The organism is Curtobacterium sp. B8 (assembly GCF_000333315.1).
Lineage (GTDB): Bacteria > Actinomycetota > Actinomycetes > Actinomycetales > Microbacteriaceae > Curtobacterium > Curtobacterium luteum.
In genome coordinates this window covers 1-16,022 of record NZ_BACW01000421.1, presented here as the reverse complement: position 1 = coordinate 16,022, position 16,022 = coordinate 1, and the positions used below count along the sequence as shown (strand labels likewise).

Here is a 16,022-nt window from a genome sequence, read left to right as displayed (position 1 = left end):
GGCCTTCGTCAGACCCGCTTTCGAGACCATCCCGGCCTCGATGTCCGCGAGAGCCGTCCCCTCCGGGATCACGATCGACGCCTTGACGGCGTTGGCGGGGTCCTGCAGTGCCGTGAGGGCCGCCTTCGAGCTCATCTCCTTCTTGAGGGTGTACGAGCCGGGCTGGAACTGGACGTCGGGTGACTGCAGCAGGAGCTTGTAGAAGACCTTCGAGCTCTTCACGACGTCGCTGCGCTGCAGCGTCTTCGCGACGTCCTCGCCGATGTCGCCCTGCCGGATCGTGATGGTGACCTTGCCGGTCCCGTCGCCGCTGTAGTCGTCGGACTCCTGGGCGCCGGTGATCGCTGCGACGACCTGCTGCACCTTCGGTGCGATGAACTGGTAGCCGGCGACGCCGCCTGCGAGCACGATCGCGACGATGACGATGCCGGCGATGAGCGGGCCGCGTCGGCGCGGCGGCCGCGGATCACGACCCCGACGGGAGGCACGGCCTCCCCCGCCTCGTCCCTCGCCACCGCGTGCTGCCGCGGCTCGCGACGCGTCCTCGGCCGGGACCACGTGCTCGCCGGTGAGGAGCGCGGTCACCTCCGGGTGCAGCTCGTCGGCGCTCGTCGCGACCGGGGCGTCCGCCGGGGACACCGGTCGGCTGCGGTCGCGACGGGTGACCGGTTCGTCACGGTCGACAGCGAAGCCGCCCGGGTCGGCCGGCGCACGCTCGGCCTCTGCACGGCCGGCCTGCGCCCGATCGACTCCTGCCCGCGCGGCCTGCGCACGGTCGTGTTCCGCCGTCGCGGCGTCTGCCCGCGTGGCGTCGGCTTGCGTGGCGTCGGCCTGCGCGGCGTCGGCCTGCGCGGCGTCTGCCCGCGCGACGCCCGCCTGCGCGGCGTCTGCCTGCGCGGCGTCTGCCCGTGCGGCCTCACGCGCTCGCGCCTCGCGCCGCGACAGCGGCCGGTCGGCTCCCGGCCCGGCGTCGTCGCCGGCCCGTCGCCGTCCGCCGTCACCGGCGGGCGAGATGATCCGCGTCGGCGTCGAGCACCCCGAGCAGGATGCGCATGGTCGTCGTCTTGCCGGCCCCGTTGCCGCCGACGAACCCCGTCAGGCGTCCGCGGCCGACCGCGAAGCCGACGTCGTCGAGCACCCGGCGATCGCCGAAGTGCTTCGTCACACCGTCGATGGTGAGCATCGCTGGTCCCCTCCCGTCGGCGCACCTCGCCGACACCCCGACGCTACGGCCGGGAGGCACGGCCCACCTCCGGCTGTCGGCGGGTGTTCCGGTGTGGTCGCCTCCGCCACGCGGGGGAGTGGGGCGGTCACAGCGGTTCCGGGGCGGTCCTGGATACGATGCGGCGATCGGTGCCGAAGGGCCCGGGAACACCGAGGGGACGACCGTGGGCGACGCAGTACAGGGGGCGGACGGGCCGGAGCGTTCGGACGGGCCGGAGCCGGGAGCGGACGGTCACGACACCGTCGCCGGTGCGGCCTCCGCCGCCGGGGCGGCCTCCGCCGCCGGTGCGGCCTCCGCCGCCGGTGCGGCCACCGCGTCGCGGCGGGCGGAGACCGCTGAACACCGACCCGGTGTCGTGCGGCACGGCCGGCTCCGCACCCGGAGCCCGCTCGGCTTCGCAGCGCGCACCCTGGCGATCGCAGCCGCCGTGGCAGTCCTCGGCGCCAGCTCCGTCGCGGCGATCGCGTCGTGGCAGGTCGTGCGCACGGCCAAGCCGCCGGTGTCGCTCGCGATGCCGGGGACGACCGCCAAGCCCGCGCCCGAGCTCACCGCGCAGTCCGGCGAGGTCAACATGCTCCTGGTCGCCACCGACACCCGGGACGGACAGGGTGCCGGGTTCGACGACGCGGCCAACCGCCGGGCCAGCTCGGGTGTCGGCAACAACGACACGACACTGCTCGTGCACATCTCGGCCGACCACACGAACATGGCGGTCGTCAGCTTCCCCCGTGACCTCGTCATCCCGATCCCGGCGTGCACGAACGACAACGGCTCCGTGACCCCGGCGACCGATGCGGCGATGCTCAACACCGCCCTGTCGCGCGGCGGCGAGCAGCACGGACTCGGGTGCGTCGCGAAGACCATCGAGGACCTCACCGGGCTGCAGATCCCCTACGCCGGCATGATCACGTTCGACGGCGTCGTCGCGATGGCCGACGCGGTCGGGGGCGTGGACGTCTGTCTCGCCACCCCGATCGTCGACGACGACGTGACGCCGGCGCTCGACCTGCCCGCCGGCGTCCGGGAGCTCTCCGGCGCCCAAGCGGCCGCGTTCCTGCGCTCCCGTCACGGCGTCGGCGACGCGAGCGACCTCGGCCGGATCAGCAACCAGCAGACCTTCATGTCCGCGCTCGCCCGGCAATCGGTGTCGGCGGGCACCCTCACGAACCCGGCGCGGGTGCTGCGGCTCGCGGAGACCGCCGCCAAGCACATGACCCTGTCCGACACGCTCGCCGACGCGACGACGCTGGCACGCATGGCCCTCGCCGTGCAGAACGTCGGCCCTGTCGAGATGGTGTTCGTGCAGTACCCCGTCGTCGACGACCCGACGGATCCCAACCGTGTGGTCGTCGCCGACGAGGCGGCAGCACAGCTCGACGCCGTGCTCCAGGCGAACGAGCCCGTCGTCCTCGGCTCCGGCAGCCTCGGGCGTTCGGCGGTCGCGACCCGTCGGCGAGCGCGTCGCCGTCGGCGAGCAGCTCTGCGGCGCCGACGCCGACGCCGACGGTCGCTCCCGGTGGTGGGACGACGGCCGGTCCGACGGGCTCCGCGTCCGCCGGCACCCCCGGCGCGACCGGGACGCCGACTCGGACGTCCTCGCCGCTGCCGGACATCGTGTCCGGGCAGAGCGCGGACACCGTGACCTGCGCGAAGCGCGACGGCTGAGCCCGGGTCGCCCGGGCTAGCCCGCGACGCCCTGCTCGAACGCCCAGACCACCGCCTGGATCCGGTCCCGCAGCGCGAGCTTCTGCAGCACGTTCGACACGTGCGTCTTGACCGTGGCGTCGCCGACGAACAGCTCGCGGGCGATCTCGGCGTTGCTGAGTCCCCGCGCGAGCAGGCGCAGCACCTCGGTCTCGCGCTCGGTGAGCCCGGCCGCGGTGACGGCGGCGGAAGCGGAAGCAACCGGGCGTCGGGAGGACCCGAGTGCGGGTGCGGCGGTGGCCCGGCTGATGACCCGGCGCGTCACGTCGGGGGCGAGCAGGGCGTCCCCGGCGGCGACGGTCCGGACGGCCTCGATCAGTCGCTCGGGGGAGGCGTTCTTCAGCAGGAACCCGCTCGCCCCCGCTTCGAGCGCCTGGAAGAGGGCGTCATCGTGGTCGAACGTGGTCAGCACGAGCACCGCGGGCGGGTCGTCGAGCGCCGCGATCCGCCGAGCGGCCTCGAGTCCGTCGACGCCGGGCATCTGCACGTCGAGGCAGACCACGTCCGGACGGAGCCGCACGACCGCGTCGACGGCCTGCGCACCGTCCGCCGCTTCGCCCACCACCCGCAGCCCGGGTTCCGACTCGAGGATCACCCGGAAGCCGGCCCGGACGAGCTCCTGGTCGTCCACCAGCACGATGGTCAGGTCGTCGGCAGCCATGCCCGCACCAGGTACCCTCCCCGGGCGCGCGGCCCGATCTCGACGGTGCCGCCCACCGCGGTGACCCGTTCGCGCATCCCGACGTGGCCGAGCCCGCTGCCGGTGGTGTCCCGCACGCCGCCGCGGCCGTCGTCGGCCACCTCGACCTCGAGCGCGTCCGTCAGGTAGCGCACGCGGACGTCGGCCCGTGCGTTCTGCCCGGCGTGCTTGAGCACGTTCGTCACGGCCTCCTGGGCGACGCGGAAGGCCACCGAGGCGACCGTCGGCGGGACGGGACGCTCGTCGCCGACGACCGACCACTCGGCGGGGTGCCCCGCGGTGCGGGCCGCCTCGACGACCTCGGCGATGCGGCCGATGCCCTCCGTGCTCGGCGCGTCCCCGTCGGCCCCCGCGGCGGATCCGGTCGTGCCGCCGTGGCCGTGGCCGTGGCCGTGGCCGTCGCCGTCGCTGTCGCTGTCGCTGTCGCTGTCGCTGTCGCGCAGGGTGCCGAGCATCCGCCGGAGTTCCTCCACCGCGGTGCGGGCGCTCTGCTCCACCACGCCGAGCGACGCGGTGGCCTGCCCGGGATCGCTGCCGATCACCCGTCGTGCGGCTCCGGCCTGCACGCCCATGAGCGCCACGTGGTGCGCGACGACGTCGTGGAGCTCCCGCGCGATCCGCAGTCGCTCGAGCGTGACCGCCTGCGCAGCCGACCGCTCGCGCTCGGCGGCGAGCTCAGCGGTGCGGACGTCGAGTTCGTGCCGGGCGACCGCAGCGCCCCACGCCCGGTTGCCCGCGTACCAGGCGGCCCCGAAGTAGACGACGTTGATGAGCACGTTGAGCAGCGAGTACGCGATGTACGGCGGGATGACGGCACCGTCGTCGTTCGGCAGCGAGGTCGGCATCGACCAGCCGAAGACGATCGCGAGGAACAGCCACGCGAACATGCCGCCGATCACCACCCACCGCACGGCCTCGGAGCGGAACCGGTCGGAGCACCAGGCGCCCACGGTGTAGATCCCGATGAAGAGCGTGAAGTTGACGACGAAGAGCTCCGGCACGTGCAGCAGCTGCATCCCCACGAAGGCGAGCGCGACGACCACGAGCGCGGTCATCGGCCACCGCCGCCGGAACGCGATCGGTACCGTGTTCGCGAGCACCATGAGCGCGGACACCCACCACGCGGCCTGGTCGTCGTCGTACGCACCGGACGCCCCGTACAGCACGGTGGTGATCGCCATCCCGACCGCGAGCACCGCCGCCAGCAGCACGTCCTGCCGCCACTCCCGCCGCCCGACCGGCAAGCGCGACCACGCGGTGTCCGGCGGTCGCGACCACGCGGTGTCCGGCGGCCGCGACCACGAACCCGTCATCGCCCCCATGCCACCACGGTACCGAACGGCCGGCACCGGGCGGGATTAGTCTCCACGGCAACGGAGCAGGGAGGCACGATGCGGTTCCTCGTCAACGTCATCGACGACGGCCAGGCAGTGACGATCGGTCGGACCGCGTCCGCGACCGAGGCGGAGGCAGCGGCGGTCGACGCGCTCAACGAGCGACTCGACCGCGACGGGAGCATCGTCCTCGCCGTCGGACTCGCGGCACCGTCGGACGCGACCGTGGTGGACGCGCGCGGGGACGAGCCGGTCGTCCGTCCCGGGCCGGTCCTCGACGCCGCCGAGTACGTCGCCGGCTTCTGGGTGCTCGAGCTGCCCGACGCCGAGACCGCGCTCAGGACCGCGACGGAGGCGTCACGAGCCTGCAACCGGAAGGTTCGAGCTCCGACCGGTCCTCTGACCGCCGTCGCCGCACGGCGAGGGCTGCGCACGCCGCCGTCACGACGGCCGCGAGCGCGAACGTCGTCGCCGGACCGAGGCCGTCGACGAGGCCCCCGAGCCCCGCGGCCCCGACGGCCTGTCCGAGCACGAGCACGACGAACAGGACCGACGTCCCCGTCGCGGACCGCTCGGGGGCGATCTCTGCACCGCCGCCGAGTACGCCGACGCCCCCGAGGAGGTCGGGCGGGTCCTCGCCCGCGAGACCGACACGCTCCGCAGCCGGCTCACCGTCGCCGTCGTACCGCTCGTCGGACCAGCGGACGCGGCAGCGCTCGCCGAGGACCTGCTCCTCGTCGTCTCCGGCGCCCTCGCGATGCGGCTCCGGGACCAGCGGACCGGGACGGCCACGGCGCGGACGGTCGCGGACGCGGTGGTCCGTGCCCACCTCGCGGCGACCACCTGCACGACCTCACACGGAACACCCGGCTGAACACCGCTCACCTCCGCGCTGCTGCTCGCTACGCTGCGAACGTGCACCCGACCAGGTCCCGAGTCACCCGCCGTGCCCTCATCGTCGGCGGTGGAGCGGTGGTGGCCGCGGTCGCGGTCGCCGAGGCCGTCGACCTCCGCTGGCTCCCGGGACGCTCCACCATGTACCGGACCCTCGGACTGGACGGCGAGCCCGGCCACATCCCCGATGTGACGCCCGTGCCGACGACCTCCGGATCGTTCGTCTCCCGAGCGCGTGGCGGCCGCACCGTCGGCTGGACCATCGCCGCGCCGCAGTCCGACCGCCCGCTGCCGATCGCCGTCGCCCTCCACGGGTACGGCGGATCGCACCGCACGTTCTTCGGGAACGGCCTCGGCTACGAGCGCTTCCTCGCCCAGCACGTCGCACGGGGCGGGGCGCCGTTCGCGGTCGCGGGCGTCGACGGCGGCAACCGCTACTGGCACCGGCGCGCGGACGGCGACGACCCGGGCGCGATGGTGCTCGACGAGTTCGTCCCGATGCTCGAGCAGCGCGGCTTCGACACCGGCCGCCTCGCCTTCACCGGCAACTCCATGGGCGGGTACGGTGCGCTCCGCTTCGGGGGCCTCCTCGGGCCGAGGAAGGTCCGGGCGGTCGCCGCCCTGAGCCCGGCGCTCTGGACGAGTGCGGGCGAAACCGCCCGCGGTGCCTTCGACGACGCCGAGGACTTCCGCGCGAACACGGTCATCGGACGCCAGCACGACCTCGACGGTGTCGCGGTCCGGATCGACGTCGGCACCGGCGACGGGTTCGAGCCCGCCGTCCGGACCTACGTCGACGGGTTCACCACGACGCCGGCCGGCGGGTTCGAACCGGGTGCGCACGACAACGCCTTCTGGCGACGCATGGCCCCGCAGCAGATCGCGTTCCTCGCGCGGCACCTGCACGCCTGACCCAGGTGCCGGACGGGAGGCCCGCCCCGCGTCCGCCACGCGCGTCACCCGGGCCGCGCCTCCAGGCAGGTCCCCGCGGCGCGACCCGTCCGCGTCAGCGGGACGCGACCAGGAGGTCGTCGACCGCGGCGACGACCGTCGCCACCTCGGTGCGGGTCGTGTAGTCCACGTGCACGTCCGCGAACCGGACCGTGCCGCCCGCGTCGATCACGAACACCGACGGGAACGGGATCGCCGCCGTGGCGTCCGCGTTGCTGTCGGCCACGTCGAACCCGAGCTGCGTGTGTGCGCCACGGGCGGCTGCACTCGGCTCCGTCACGATGCCGAAGCGGCCTGCGAGGACGTTCTCCGGGTCGGTCAGCACCGGGAACGCGAGCTCGCCGTTCGCGATCGACTGCTCCGCGCCCTCGGGGGTCTGCGGCGACACGGCCACGAGCTGCACGCCGCGCTCCTGCAGCGCCGGGAGGAGCTCCTGCTGGTAGGTGCGCAGCGTGATGTTGCAGTAGGGGCACCAGGCTCCGCGGTAGAAGACGAGGACCGTGGGCGTGGTCCCGCGGACCTCGGCGAGCGACGTCGTCGCACCGGTCGGGGTCACCAGCGGGGCGTCCGGCGCGGTGTCGCCCTCGGTGAGGACGCCGTCCGGGACGCCGGCGTCGCGGAGGTCGCGCTGCTCGCCGTCGAACACCGCGGAGAGCTCCGGGCCGATCTGGGCGGTGAAGCCCTCGTTGAACTCGTCCACCTGGCGGGCGATGGTCTGGTCGGTCACGGTGGGGCTCCTCGGGTCGGGTCGGGGTCGGGTCGGGTCGGGTCGAGTCGGGTCGAGTCGGGTCGGATCGGGTCGGGTCGGATCGGGTCCGGCAGCGATGCCGGTGCGTGGAGCGTAGGCACGTCGCCGGCGACGGGGAACGGCCCGCGTCACGCAGTGTCACGCAGCGGTGTGCGCGGGACGGTGCACGCGGCGGAGACCGACGCGGCGGAGACCGACGCGGCAGGCGGGCGTGCGGCCGTGGGGGACGTGCCGGGCGGACGCGCGGCGGTGGGCGGCGGTGACGGACGCGGCGGTCCCCGGCACGCTAGCGCCGACGTTCCGCTCGATCGGTGGCAGTTCCGGTTCGCGATCCCCGGGTCCGACGAACCAGGACTGCCAGGTACCGGACGGGGAACGTGCTCCGGTCGGGAGCTCAGCGCGGGGCGAGTGTCGACACCGCGAGCTCGGCGAGCCGGTGGTCGGCCGACTCCTCGTGCGCGGTGATCGTGACGACGGCGTCGCGCGCCTGGTCGACGACGACGTACTGCCCGTAGCGCCCGTCGAGCCGCCAGGCGTCGCCCGGCCCGTCCCAGACCGCGAGGCCGTACCGGCGGAACGGGCCGTCGCTGCTGACCTCGACCCAGTCCGCGTGCATCGCGTCGATCCAAGCCGCAGACACGAGCTGCCGTCCGTCGAACGAGCCGCGGTCCCGCAGGAGCCGACCGATCCGGGCGAGCTCGGAGGTCCGGAGCTCGAGTCCGCTCCCGCCGACGACGAAGCCGAGCGGGCAGCGGTGCCACTGCGGGTTGTCGATGCCGAGCGGGCCGAAGAGCCGTGGGAGCAGCCAGTCGCGCACGTCGCCCACGACCGACGCGAGCATGCGCATCGCCACGTACGGGCCGGAGTCGGTGTAGCGGAAGCGTTCGCCCGTCCCGTCGGCGGGCAGGGCCAGCATCGTCGCGGCGAGGTCGTCGCCCGGGACCGGCTCGTCGCCGAACCAGGCGAAGTCGATCCCACTCGTCATCGACAGGAGGTGCCGGACCGTCACCTGCTCGACGCCCGCTCCGAGCCGGATGCCGGGGAGCAGCTCGGGGACCCGCGTGTCGAGCGTCAGCAATCCCTCGTCGACGGCGATCCCGACGGCCAGTGCGCACACCCCCTTCGACACCGAGTACACGTTCTCGCGGTCGTCGCTGCGCCACCGGTGCGCGACCTCGTCGTCGCCGATCCGGACGTGCACGCCGTACGCGCCGAGCCCCTCGTCGTCCACCGCCGCGACGAACCGGGCGAGCACGTCAGCCGGCGACGGTCCGGTCGGCGTCGCGCCCGGCCGCGGTCCCGGCGGGGTCACGCCCGGCCGCGGTTCCGCCGGCGGATCGCCTTCGGCGCACGGCCGCCGAGGAACGACCGCGCCGGGTCGACGAGGAAGGCCTGCCGCAGCGCCTCGCGGCCGACGAGCATCCGGAAGCCCATCTGGTCGCGGTTGCTCAGCGTGACCTCGGCGTCGACCGTCTGCTCGTGCAGGGTGATCGGCGTGAGGATGACGATGCGCTCCTGGGTGTGCCCGGTGGAGCTGCGGATCGTCCGCCGGTCGTGGATGTCGCACTCGACGGTGACCGCGTCGGCGTCGGTGTCCTGCCACGGGTGCACCGAGAAGCGCACCCGCTCGCCGGGCAGCTCCTCGAGGTCGAAGGCGTGCAGCGCCGAGCTCCGGGCGCCCGTGTCCAGCTTGACCTTGATCCACGGCAGCGCGAGGCCCGGGAGGGCGGCCCACTCCCGCCAACCTGCGATCGTGGGAGTGCGGCTCATGTGCCCATCCTGTCGCATGCTTTGATTGAGCGTCGCCGTCGATACCCCGAACACCCAGCGGAGCCCCACCGATGAAACTCGCCATCCTGTCGCGCGCCCCGCACGCGTACTCGACCCAGCGTCTCCGCGCCGCGGCGATCGACCGCGGGCACGACGTCAAGGTGCTGAACACGCTCCGGTTCGCGATCGACCTGACCGCCGACGAGCCCGACCTGCTGTACCGCGGCAAGCTCCTCAGCGACTACGACGCCGTCCTCCCGCGCATCGGGAACTCCATCACGTACTACGGCACCGCCGTCGTGCGGCAGTTCGAGCAGATGGACGTCTACACGCCGAACACGGCCACGGGCATCACGAACTCGCGCGACAAGCTGCGGGCGAACCAGATCCTGTCCCGGCACCACATCGGCATGCCCGCGACCACCTTCGTGAACAGCCGTGCCGACGTCCGCGGGGCGATCGACCGCGTCGGCGGCGCCCCGGTCGTCATCAAGCTCCTGGAGGGCACCCAGGGCATCGGCGTGATCCTCGCGCCGGAGGCGAAGGTCGCGGAGTCCATCGTCGAGACGCTGCACTCGACGAAGCAGAACGTCCTCATCCAGTCGTTCATCTCGGAGAGCCGCGGGAAGGACATCCGCGCCCTCGTCGTCGGCGACCGGGTCGTCGCGGCGATGCGGCGCAGTGCCTCCGGCGACGAGTTCCGGTCGAACGTGCACCGCGGCGGCACGGTCGAGAAGGTCACCCTCACGCCCGAGTACGAGGAGGCCGCCGTCCGGTCCGCCCAGATCATGGGGCTCCGGGTCGCCGGGGTCGACATGCTCGAGGGCAACGAGGGACCCCTCGTGATGGAGGTGAACTCCTCGCCGGGCCTCGAGGGCATCGAGCGCGCCACCGGCCTCGACGTCGCCGGCGCGATCATCGACTTCATCGGCAACCAGGTGGCCTTCCCGGAGATCGACGTCCGCCAGCGCCTCAGCGTCTCGACGGGGTACGGCGTCGCCGAGCTGCTCGTGCACACGAACGCCGACCTGGTGGGCAAGACCATCAAGGAGTCCGGGCTCTGGGACCGCGACATCACGGTGCTGACGCTCCACCGCGGGGCGTCGGTGATCCCGAACCCGCGGAGCGGCGTGACGCTGCAGGCCAGTGACCGCCTGCTCTGCTTCGGCAAGCTCGAGGAGATGCGGTCGATGATCCCGGACCGCCGGAAGCGCCGGAGCAAGGTCCGGAAACTGCCGAAGGACGCGGTCACGGAGCAGTCCTAGTGCGCGCGCAGGGCACCCGGACCGCACGTCCAGCACATGTGCGGAATGATGAGGCGGTGACCATCCTCGCTGACCGCCCCGTCGACCCGACGTCCGAAGCGGAGACAGTGCGACCCGGCAACGCCACCGCGAAGCACCGCAACGTCTCGTTGCTGTCGGTCGCGACGACCACCGCGGACCGCGTGACGACCTCCGCCGACATCGAGGAACGCCTCCGCGGCGCCCTCCGTCGTCTCCGTCTGCCGAGCGGCCTGCTCGAGCGCGTGGCGGGCGTCAAGGAGCGTCGGAACTGGGGCGAGGGCCAGACCTTCCACGAGGCCGCCATCGACGCCGGACGCCGTGCCATGGCCGAGGCGGGCATCCAGCCCCACGACGTCGGGCTGCTCATCAACACGTCGGTGACCCGGCCGCACCTGGAGCCGAGCGTCGCCGTGCGGCTGCACCACGGCCTCGGGCTGCCGTCGTCGGCGATCAACTTCGACATCGCGAACGCGTGCCTCGGGTTCGTCAACGCCATGAGCGTCGCCGCGGGCATGATCGACTCCGGTCAGATCCAGTACGCGCTCATCGTCGACGGCGAGGACGCCGACCAGGTGCAGCTCAACACCATCGACCGCCTCAACCAGGGCAGCCGGAACCGCAAGGACTTCATGAGCGAGTTCGCCAGCCTGACGCTCGGGTCGGGCGCCGCCGCCGCCGTGCTCGGGCGGACCGACGCCCACCCCCGCGGGCACCGGTTGATCGGCGGCGTGACCCGCGCGGCGACGCAGTGGTACGACCTGTGCGTCGGCAGCCCGGACGGCATGTTCACCGACGCGAAGATGCTGCTCAAGGGCGGCATGGAGCTCGTGGTCGAGGCCTGGAACGAGGCGAAGGCGCACTTCGACTGGGCCGACATGGACCGCTACGTGCTGCACCAGGTCTCCGACGTGCACACCAACGCGTTCGTGAACGCCATCGGGGTGCCCCGGTCGAAGGTGCCGACGACGTACGAGCGGTTCGGCAACGTCGGTCCCGCGTCGATCCCGATCACCCTCGCGGACGAGGTCGCGAAGGGCTCGATCCGCAGTGGCGACCGGGTGTTCCTCGGCGGCGTCGGCTCCGGCATCAACACCGCGATGCTGGAACTGCACTGGTGAGGTCCGGCCTCCCCCGCGTCGCTGCGACCACCGCGCCGGCGACGCTCCCGCCGCCCCTGCCCGGACTCGACCCGGCCTGGTCTCGACTGGTCACCGTGCCGGGTGGTGTCGACGACCGGCCTGGGCCCACGCCGCCGGTTCCGGAGCGACGCGCCAGCGGCGGTCCGGCCGTGCCGGTGGGGAGAGGCGCGGATCGCCACGAGCGCACCTGGCACCTCCTCGACACGGCCGGTTCCCTCGACGCGCTCGGCGCGCGTCCGGTGGGCACCCTGCTCTGCGTGCACGGCAACCCCACGTGGTCCTACCTGTGGCGCTCGGTCGCGCAGCGCACGCTCGACGTCGCCCGCGACGGAGGTCCCGCGTGGCGGGTCGTCGCGGTCGACCAGCTCGACATGGGCTTCTCGGAGCGGACCGGCGTGCAGCGCGGGCTCGCACAGCGCGTCGCGGACCTCGGAGCGCTCACCGACGCACTCGCGCTGACCGGTCCCGTCGTCACCCTCGGACACGACTGGGGCGGGGTGGTGTCGCTCGGCTGGGCCGTCGACCACCCGGACCTCGTCGTCGGGGTCGCAACGTGCAACACCGCCGTGCACCAGCCAGGCGACGCGTCGATCCCCGCGCCGCTCCGGTTCGCCCTGCGCCCCGGGGTGCTCGGCCGGGGCACGGTGCTGACACCCGCGTTCCTCGAGACCACGCTCGCGATCGCGCACCCGAAGCTCGACCGCGCAGTCGCCGACGCTTTCCGTGCGCCGTACCGCGGGGCCGCCCGGCGCGGGGGCATCGGCGGCTTCGTGGCGGACATCCCCGTCGACGGCGCCCACCCGTCCGCGCCCGAGCTCGACCGGATCGCCGACGGGGTCGCGGCGCTCGACGTCCCCGCACTGCTCCTCTGGGGGCCGCGCGACCCGGTGTTCCTCGAGCGCTACCTCGACGACCTCCTCCGACGCCTGCCGCACGCCGACGTGCACCGGTTCGAGGGCGCCGGACACCTCCTGCCGGAGGACGTCGACGTCGCCGGGACCGTCACCGACTGGCTGGGCGACCGCCTGCCGGAGGGGACCGTACCCACCGGGGCCGAGCCGTCCCTCCCGGCCGACACCGACCACGTCGGGGACGCGAGCCGCCCGCTCTGGGCCGCACTCGACGAGCTGCGCGAAGACGACGGACCCGCCCTCGTCGAGATGGCCGCGCCCGGCGGAGTCCGGAGCGTCAGCTGGCGGCTCCTGGCGCGCCGTGTGGACGAGATCGCGGCCGGACTCGGCGTCGTCGGCGTCCGTGCGGGCGACCGCGTGTCGTTGCTCGTGACGCCCGGAGCCGACCTGACCGCCGTGCTCTACGCGTGCGTCCGGATCGGCGCCGTCGTGGTCGTGGCCGATGCCGGGCTCGGGCTGCGCGGTCTGACGCGAGCCGTGCGCGGTGCCCGACCGGACTGGATCGTCGGCGCGCTGCCGGGGCTGTCGGCGGCACGCGCGCTCGGGTGGCCCGGTCGGCGCATCGCGACCGTGGCGCTCCCGACGGTGGCTCGTCGCGCGCTCGGCGTGTCCCACACGCTCGCCGAGGTGGCCCGGGCCGGGGCCGCACGGCTCGCGGCCGGCGGAGCCCTCCCGGACGCCCCGACGCCGGACTCGACGGCCGCCGTGCTCTTCACCTCCGGGTCGACCGGTCCGGCGAAGGGCGTCGTCTACACGCACGGGCAGCTCGGCGCTGTCCGGGACGCCCTCGCCACGCAGTACGGCGTCGGCACCGGCACCGGGCTCGTCGCCGGCTTCGCCCCGTTCGCGCTCCTCGGGCCCGCGCTCGGAGCCCGGTCGGTCGCGCCGGACATGGACGTCACTTCGCCGCGGACTCTGACGGCGACCGCCGTGGCGGAGGCCGTCCGGGCGGCGGACGCCACGGTGGTCTTCCTGTCGCCGGCCGCGATCGCGAACGTCGTCGCCACGGCGTCCGCACTGACGGAGGGTGACCGCACCGCGCTGCGCCGCGTCGAGCTGTTCCTCTCCGCGGGAGCGCCGGTGGCTGACTCGCTGCTCGCCGCGGCGACGGAGCTGATGCCGAACGCGACGGCGCACACCCCCTACGGCATGACGGAGGGGCTCCTCATGACCGACGTGGACCTCGAGGGGGTCCGAGCGGCTGCCGCCGCCGACGCGTCCGGCGTCTGCGTCGGTGTGCCCGCGGCCGGGGTCACGGTCCGGATCGCCCCGCTCGACGCACGCGGCGCCGCGACCGGGGTGCTGACCGACACCGCGGGCGTGACGGGGGAGATCGTCGTCGCCGCGGCGCACGTCCGTGACCACTACGACAAGCTCTGGCGGACTGACCGTGCCTCGCGCCTCGGTGTCGACGACGCACGCGGACACCGCACCGGTGACGTCGGGCACCTGGACGAGGCCGGCCGACTGTGGGTCGAGGGCCGCCTGCAGCACGTCGTCACCACGCCCGAGGGTGTCCTCACGCCGGTCGGACCCGAACAGCGCATCGAACGGGTGCCCGGGGTCCGTCGGGCCGGCGTCACCGGGATCGGTCCGGAGGGCACGCAGCAGGTCGTGGCAGTCGTCGAGACCGTCGCACCGCAGCGACGACCGGGCCTCGCGTCGCCGACGGTCGCGTCCGCCGTCCGTGCAGCGGCAGGGGTCCCCGTGGCCGCCGTGCTCGTCGTGCCCGTGCTGCCGACCGACGTCCGGCACAACTCGAAGATCGACCGGACGCGACTCGGCCGGTGGGCATCGTCCGTGCTCGCCGGCGGCCGGATGGTGCGGCCGTGAAGGTCCTCGTCACCGGGGCCAGCGGCTTCCTCGGGCGTGCGACCGCGGCAGCCGTGCGGGAGGCCGGGCACGAGGTCAGGACCTTCCAGCGACGGCCGTCCGGGGTCTCCGGCGTCGACGACGTGCTCGGGACGGTGACCGACCCGGACGCCCTCGCCCGCGCGGTCGACCGTGTCGACGCCGTCGTGCACCTCGCCGCGAAGGTCTCGCTCGCCGGCGACCCGGACGACTTCCGCCGCGTGAACGTCGACGGCACCCGGGCGCTCCTCGACGCCGCACGGGCCGCCGGCACCGAGCGGTTCGTGTTCGTGTCGTCCCCGTCGGTCGCGCACACCGGCACGTCGCTCGCCGGGGCCCCGGCCGGCCCGGCCGAGCCCGAGCGCGCGCGCGGGGAGTACGCCCGCACGAAGGCGGCCGCCGAACTCCTCGCACTGGCCGCCGACGAGCCCGGCTTCGCGGTCGTGGCGGTCCGACCGCACCTCGTGTGGGGCCCGGGGGACACCCAGCTCGTCGGACGCATCGTCGAGCGGGCCCGCGCCGGACGGCTGCCGCTGCTCGACTCCGGCGCCGCGCTCATCGACACGCTCTACGTCGACAACGCGGCGTCGGCGATGGTCGCGGCGCTCGACCGTGCGACGGACGACGGCGTGCACGGATCGGCGTACGTGGTGACGAACGGCGAGCCCCGACCGGTGGCCGACCTGCTCGCCGGGATCTGCACGGCGTCCGGAGTGCCGGCGCCGCGGTGGCACGTGCCCGCCGGGGTCGCCCGGGTGGCCGGCTCGGTCGTCGAGGCGGTGTGGCGGGTCCGCCCGGGGCAGGACGAGCCGCCGATGACGCGGTTCCTGGCGGAGCAGCTGTCGACGGCGCACTGGTTCGACCAGCGCCGGACCCGGGCGGAGCTGCGGTGGGTGCCGGCCGTGTCGATCGACGAGGGTCTGGCGCGGCTGGCCGCTGCGCGCTGACGCTGCCGCGCGCCGGGGCCGGGGCCGGCGCCCGAGATCCGGCCCCAGCGACAGTTCTCGGGGGCTTGAGCGCAAGAACTGTCGCTGTGCCCGAGTCTCGGGCTCAGCGACATATCTCGCGCGCAGGAGCCCGAGAACCGTCGCTGAGCCCGAGTCTCGCGCCGGCCCGCCCGAGTCTCGCACCCGGCCTGCCCGAGTCTCGCGCCGGGCCGTCGGTGCAGGCGGCGTCAGCCGAGCCCGAAGCGGCGCTTCAGGGCCTTCCGGCGCTTCCGGGCTCGCCGGTCAGCCAGTGCACGCCGGGCGGTCTCGGCCTTCGAACCCTTCACGACCGGACGGTTGGCACGAGCGCCGAGCCAGAAGCCGAACAGGATGATGAGTCCGACGAGGATGATGCGGTTGCGCATGGTGGAGTTCCCTTCGAGGGTGCGGTGCCGCGGGCCTCAGCCCGTGAACCGCTGCCAGAGGTCGGTCACGATCGGCCAGACGTCGCCGGCGCGGTCCGCCGACGAGATCGCGACCGTGACTACCGGGTAGATGGTCACCGCGAGGGCGACGAGCACGG

Annotated in this window: 14 protein-coding genes and 1 pseudogene; 6 read left to right on the top strand and 9 right to left on the bottom strand. The window is 74.1% G+C overall.

Features of this window, described 5'->3' with window-relative positions; translation table 11 throughout:
- On the bottom strand, positions 1 to 639 hold a 639-nt coding region (locus tag I59_RS19775; protein WP_022903899.1), incomplete at its 3' end, for an endolytic transglycosylase MltG.
- Between the two features lie 379 nt (positions 640 to 1,018).
- A pseudogene (locus tag I59_RS10910) lies at positions 1,019 to 1,183 on the bottom strand (ATP-binding cassette domain-containing protein); the annotation flags it as partial.
- 205 nt (positions 1,184 to 1,388) lie between these two features.
- On the opposite strand from I59_RS10910, the gene I59_RS19765 reads away from it, so the two are divergent.
- Positions 1,389 to 2,867 carry an LCP family protein gene (locus I59_RS19765; RefSeq protein WP_049976572.1) on the top strand — a complete coding sequence of 493 codons (1,479 nt, stop codon included), beginning with the start codon at positions 1,389 to 1,391 and terminating at the stop codon, positions 2,865 to 2,867.
- A 39-nt stretch (positions 2,868 to 2,906) separates the two neighbouring features.
- On the opposite strand, the gene I59_RS10900 is transcribed toward I59_RS19765, so the two are convergent.
- The 3 genes from I59_RS10900 to I59_RS23165 all read right to left on the bottom strand — a co-directional run bounded on the left by I59_RS10900 (position 2,907) and on the right by I59_RS23165 (position 5,792).
- Positions 2,907 to 3,590, bottom strand: coding sequence for a response regulator transcription factor (locus I59_RS10900; RefSeq protein ID WP_022903897.1), 684 nt, complete (start codon positions 3,588 to 3,590; stop codon positions 2,907 to 2,909).
- Positions 3,572 to 4,951 (bottom strand): sensor histidine kinase, encoded by a 1,380-nt coding sequence (locus tag I59_RS10895; RefSeq protein WP_022903896.1) that lies wholly within the window; start codon positions 4,949 to 4,951, stop codon positions 3,572 to 3,574. The genes I59_RS10900 and I59_RS10895 overlap by 19 nt, the downstream gene beginning before the upstream one ends.
- 349 nt (positions 4,952 to 5,300) lie before the next feature.
- On the bottom strand, positions 5,301 to 5,792 hold the full coding sequence (locus I59_RS23165) for a hypothetical protein (protein ID WP_022903895.1): 492 nt from the start codon (positions 5,790 to 5,792) through the stop codon (positions 5,301 to 5,303).
- An 86-nt stretch (positions 5,793 to 5,878) separates the two neighbouring features.
- Here I59_RS23165 and I59_RS23160 point away from each other — a divergent pair, with 86 nt between their 5' ends.
- Complete coding sequence (locus tag I59_RS23160) at positions 5,879 to 6,769, top strand: alpha/beta hydrolase family protein (protein ID WP_022903894.1); 891 nt, start codon at positions 5,879 to 5,881, stop codon at positions 6,767 to 6,769.
- Between the two features lie 94 nt (positions 6,770 to 6,863).
- Here the strand turns inward: I59_RS23160 and I59_RS10880 are convergent, their stop codons facing one another.
- From I59_RS10880 to I59_RS10865, 3 genes are all read right to left on the bottom strand, one after another.
- A complete protein-coding gene (locus tag I59_RS10880) occupies positions 6,864 to 7,535 on the bottom strand; it encodes a peroxiredoxin-like family protein (protein WP_031273621.1) in 672 nt (223 codons plus the stop codon).
- 415 nt (positions 7,536 to 7,950) lie between these two features.
- Entirely contained in the window at positions 7,951 to 8,811 is an 861-nt protein-coding gene (locus I59_RS10870; protein ID WP_031273620.1) for a serine hydrolase, read from the bottom strand.
- A gap of 53 nt (positions 8,812 to 8,864) precedes the next feature.
- Positions 8,865 to 9,326, bottom strand: a complete 462-nt coding sequence (locus tag I59_RS10865) for a RimK/LysX family protein (protein ID WP_022903892.1) — start codon at positions 9,324 to 9,326, stop codon at positions 8,865 to 8,867.
- A gap of 71 nt (positions 9,327 to 9,397) precedes the next feature.
- Between I59_RS10865 and rimK the strand changes: the two genes are divergently transcribed.
- From rimK to I59_RS10845, 4 genes are read left to right on the top strand one after another with little or no spacing between them, the layout of a single operon-like run.
- Positions 9,398 to 10,591, top strand: a complete 1,194-nt coding sequence (rimK, locus tag I59_RS10860; RefSeq protein WP_022903891.1) for a 30S ribosomal protein S6--L-glutamate ligase — start codon at positions 9,398 to 9,400, stop codon at positions 10,589 to 10,591.
- Positions 10,592 to 10,647: 56 nt separating this feature from the next.
- Positions 10,648 to 11,730, top strand: coding sequence for a 3-oxoacyl-ACP synthase III (locus I59_RS10855; RefSeq protein ID WP_022903890.1), 1,083 nt, complete (start codon positions 10,648 to 10,650; stop codon positions 11,728 to 11,730).
- Positions 11,727 to 14,495 carry an alpha/beta fold hydrolase gene (locus I59_RS10850; RefSeq protein ID WP_022903889.1) on the top strand — a complete coding sequence of 923 codons (2,769 nt, stop codon included), beginning with the start codon at positions 11,727 to 11,729 and terminating at the stop codon, positions 14,493 to 14,495. Before I59_RS10855 ends, I59_RS10850 begins: the two co-directional genes overlap by 4 nt.
- Entirely contained in the window at positions 14,492 to 15,460 is a 969-nt protein-coding gene (locus I59_RS10845) for an NAD(P)-dependent oxidoreductase (protein ID WP_031273618.1), read from the top strand. The genes I59_RS10850 and I59_RS10845 overlap by 4 nt, the downstream gene beginning before the upstream one ends.
- A 227-nt stretch (positions 15,461 to 15,687) precedes the next feature.
- Here the strand turns inward: I59_RS10845 and I59_RS22850 are convergent, their stop codons facing one another.
- A complete protein-coding gene (locus tag I59_RS22850) occupies positions 15,688 to 15,864 on the bottom strand; it encodes a hypothetical protein (protein WP_022903887.1) in 177 nt (58 codons plus the stop codon).
- Positions 15,865 to 16,022 lie beyond the last annotated feature (158 nt).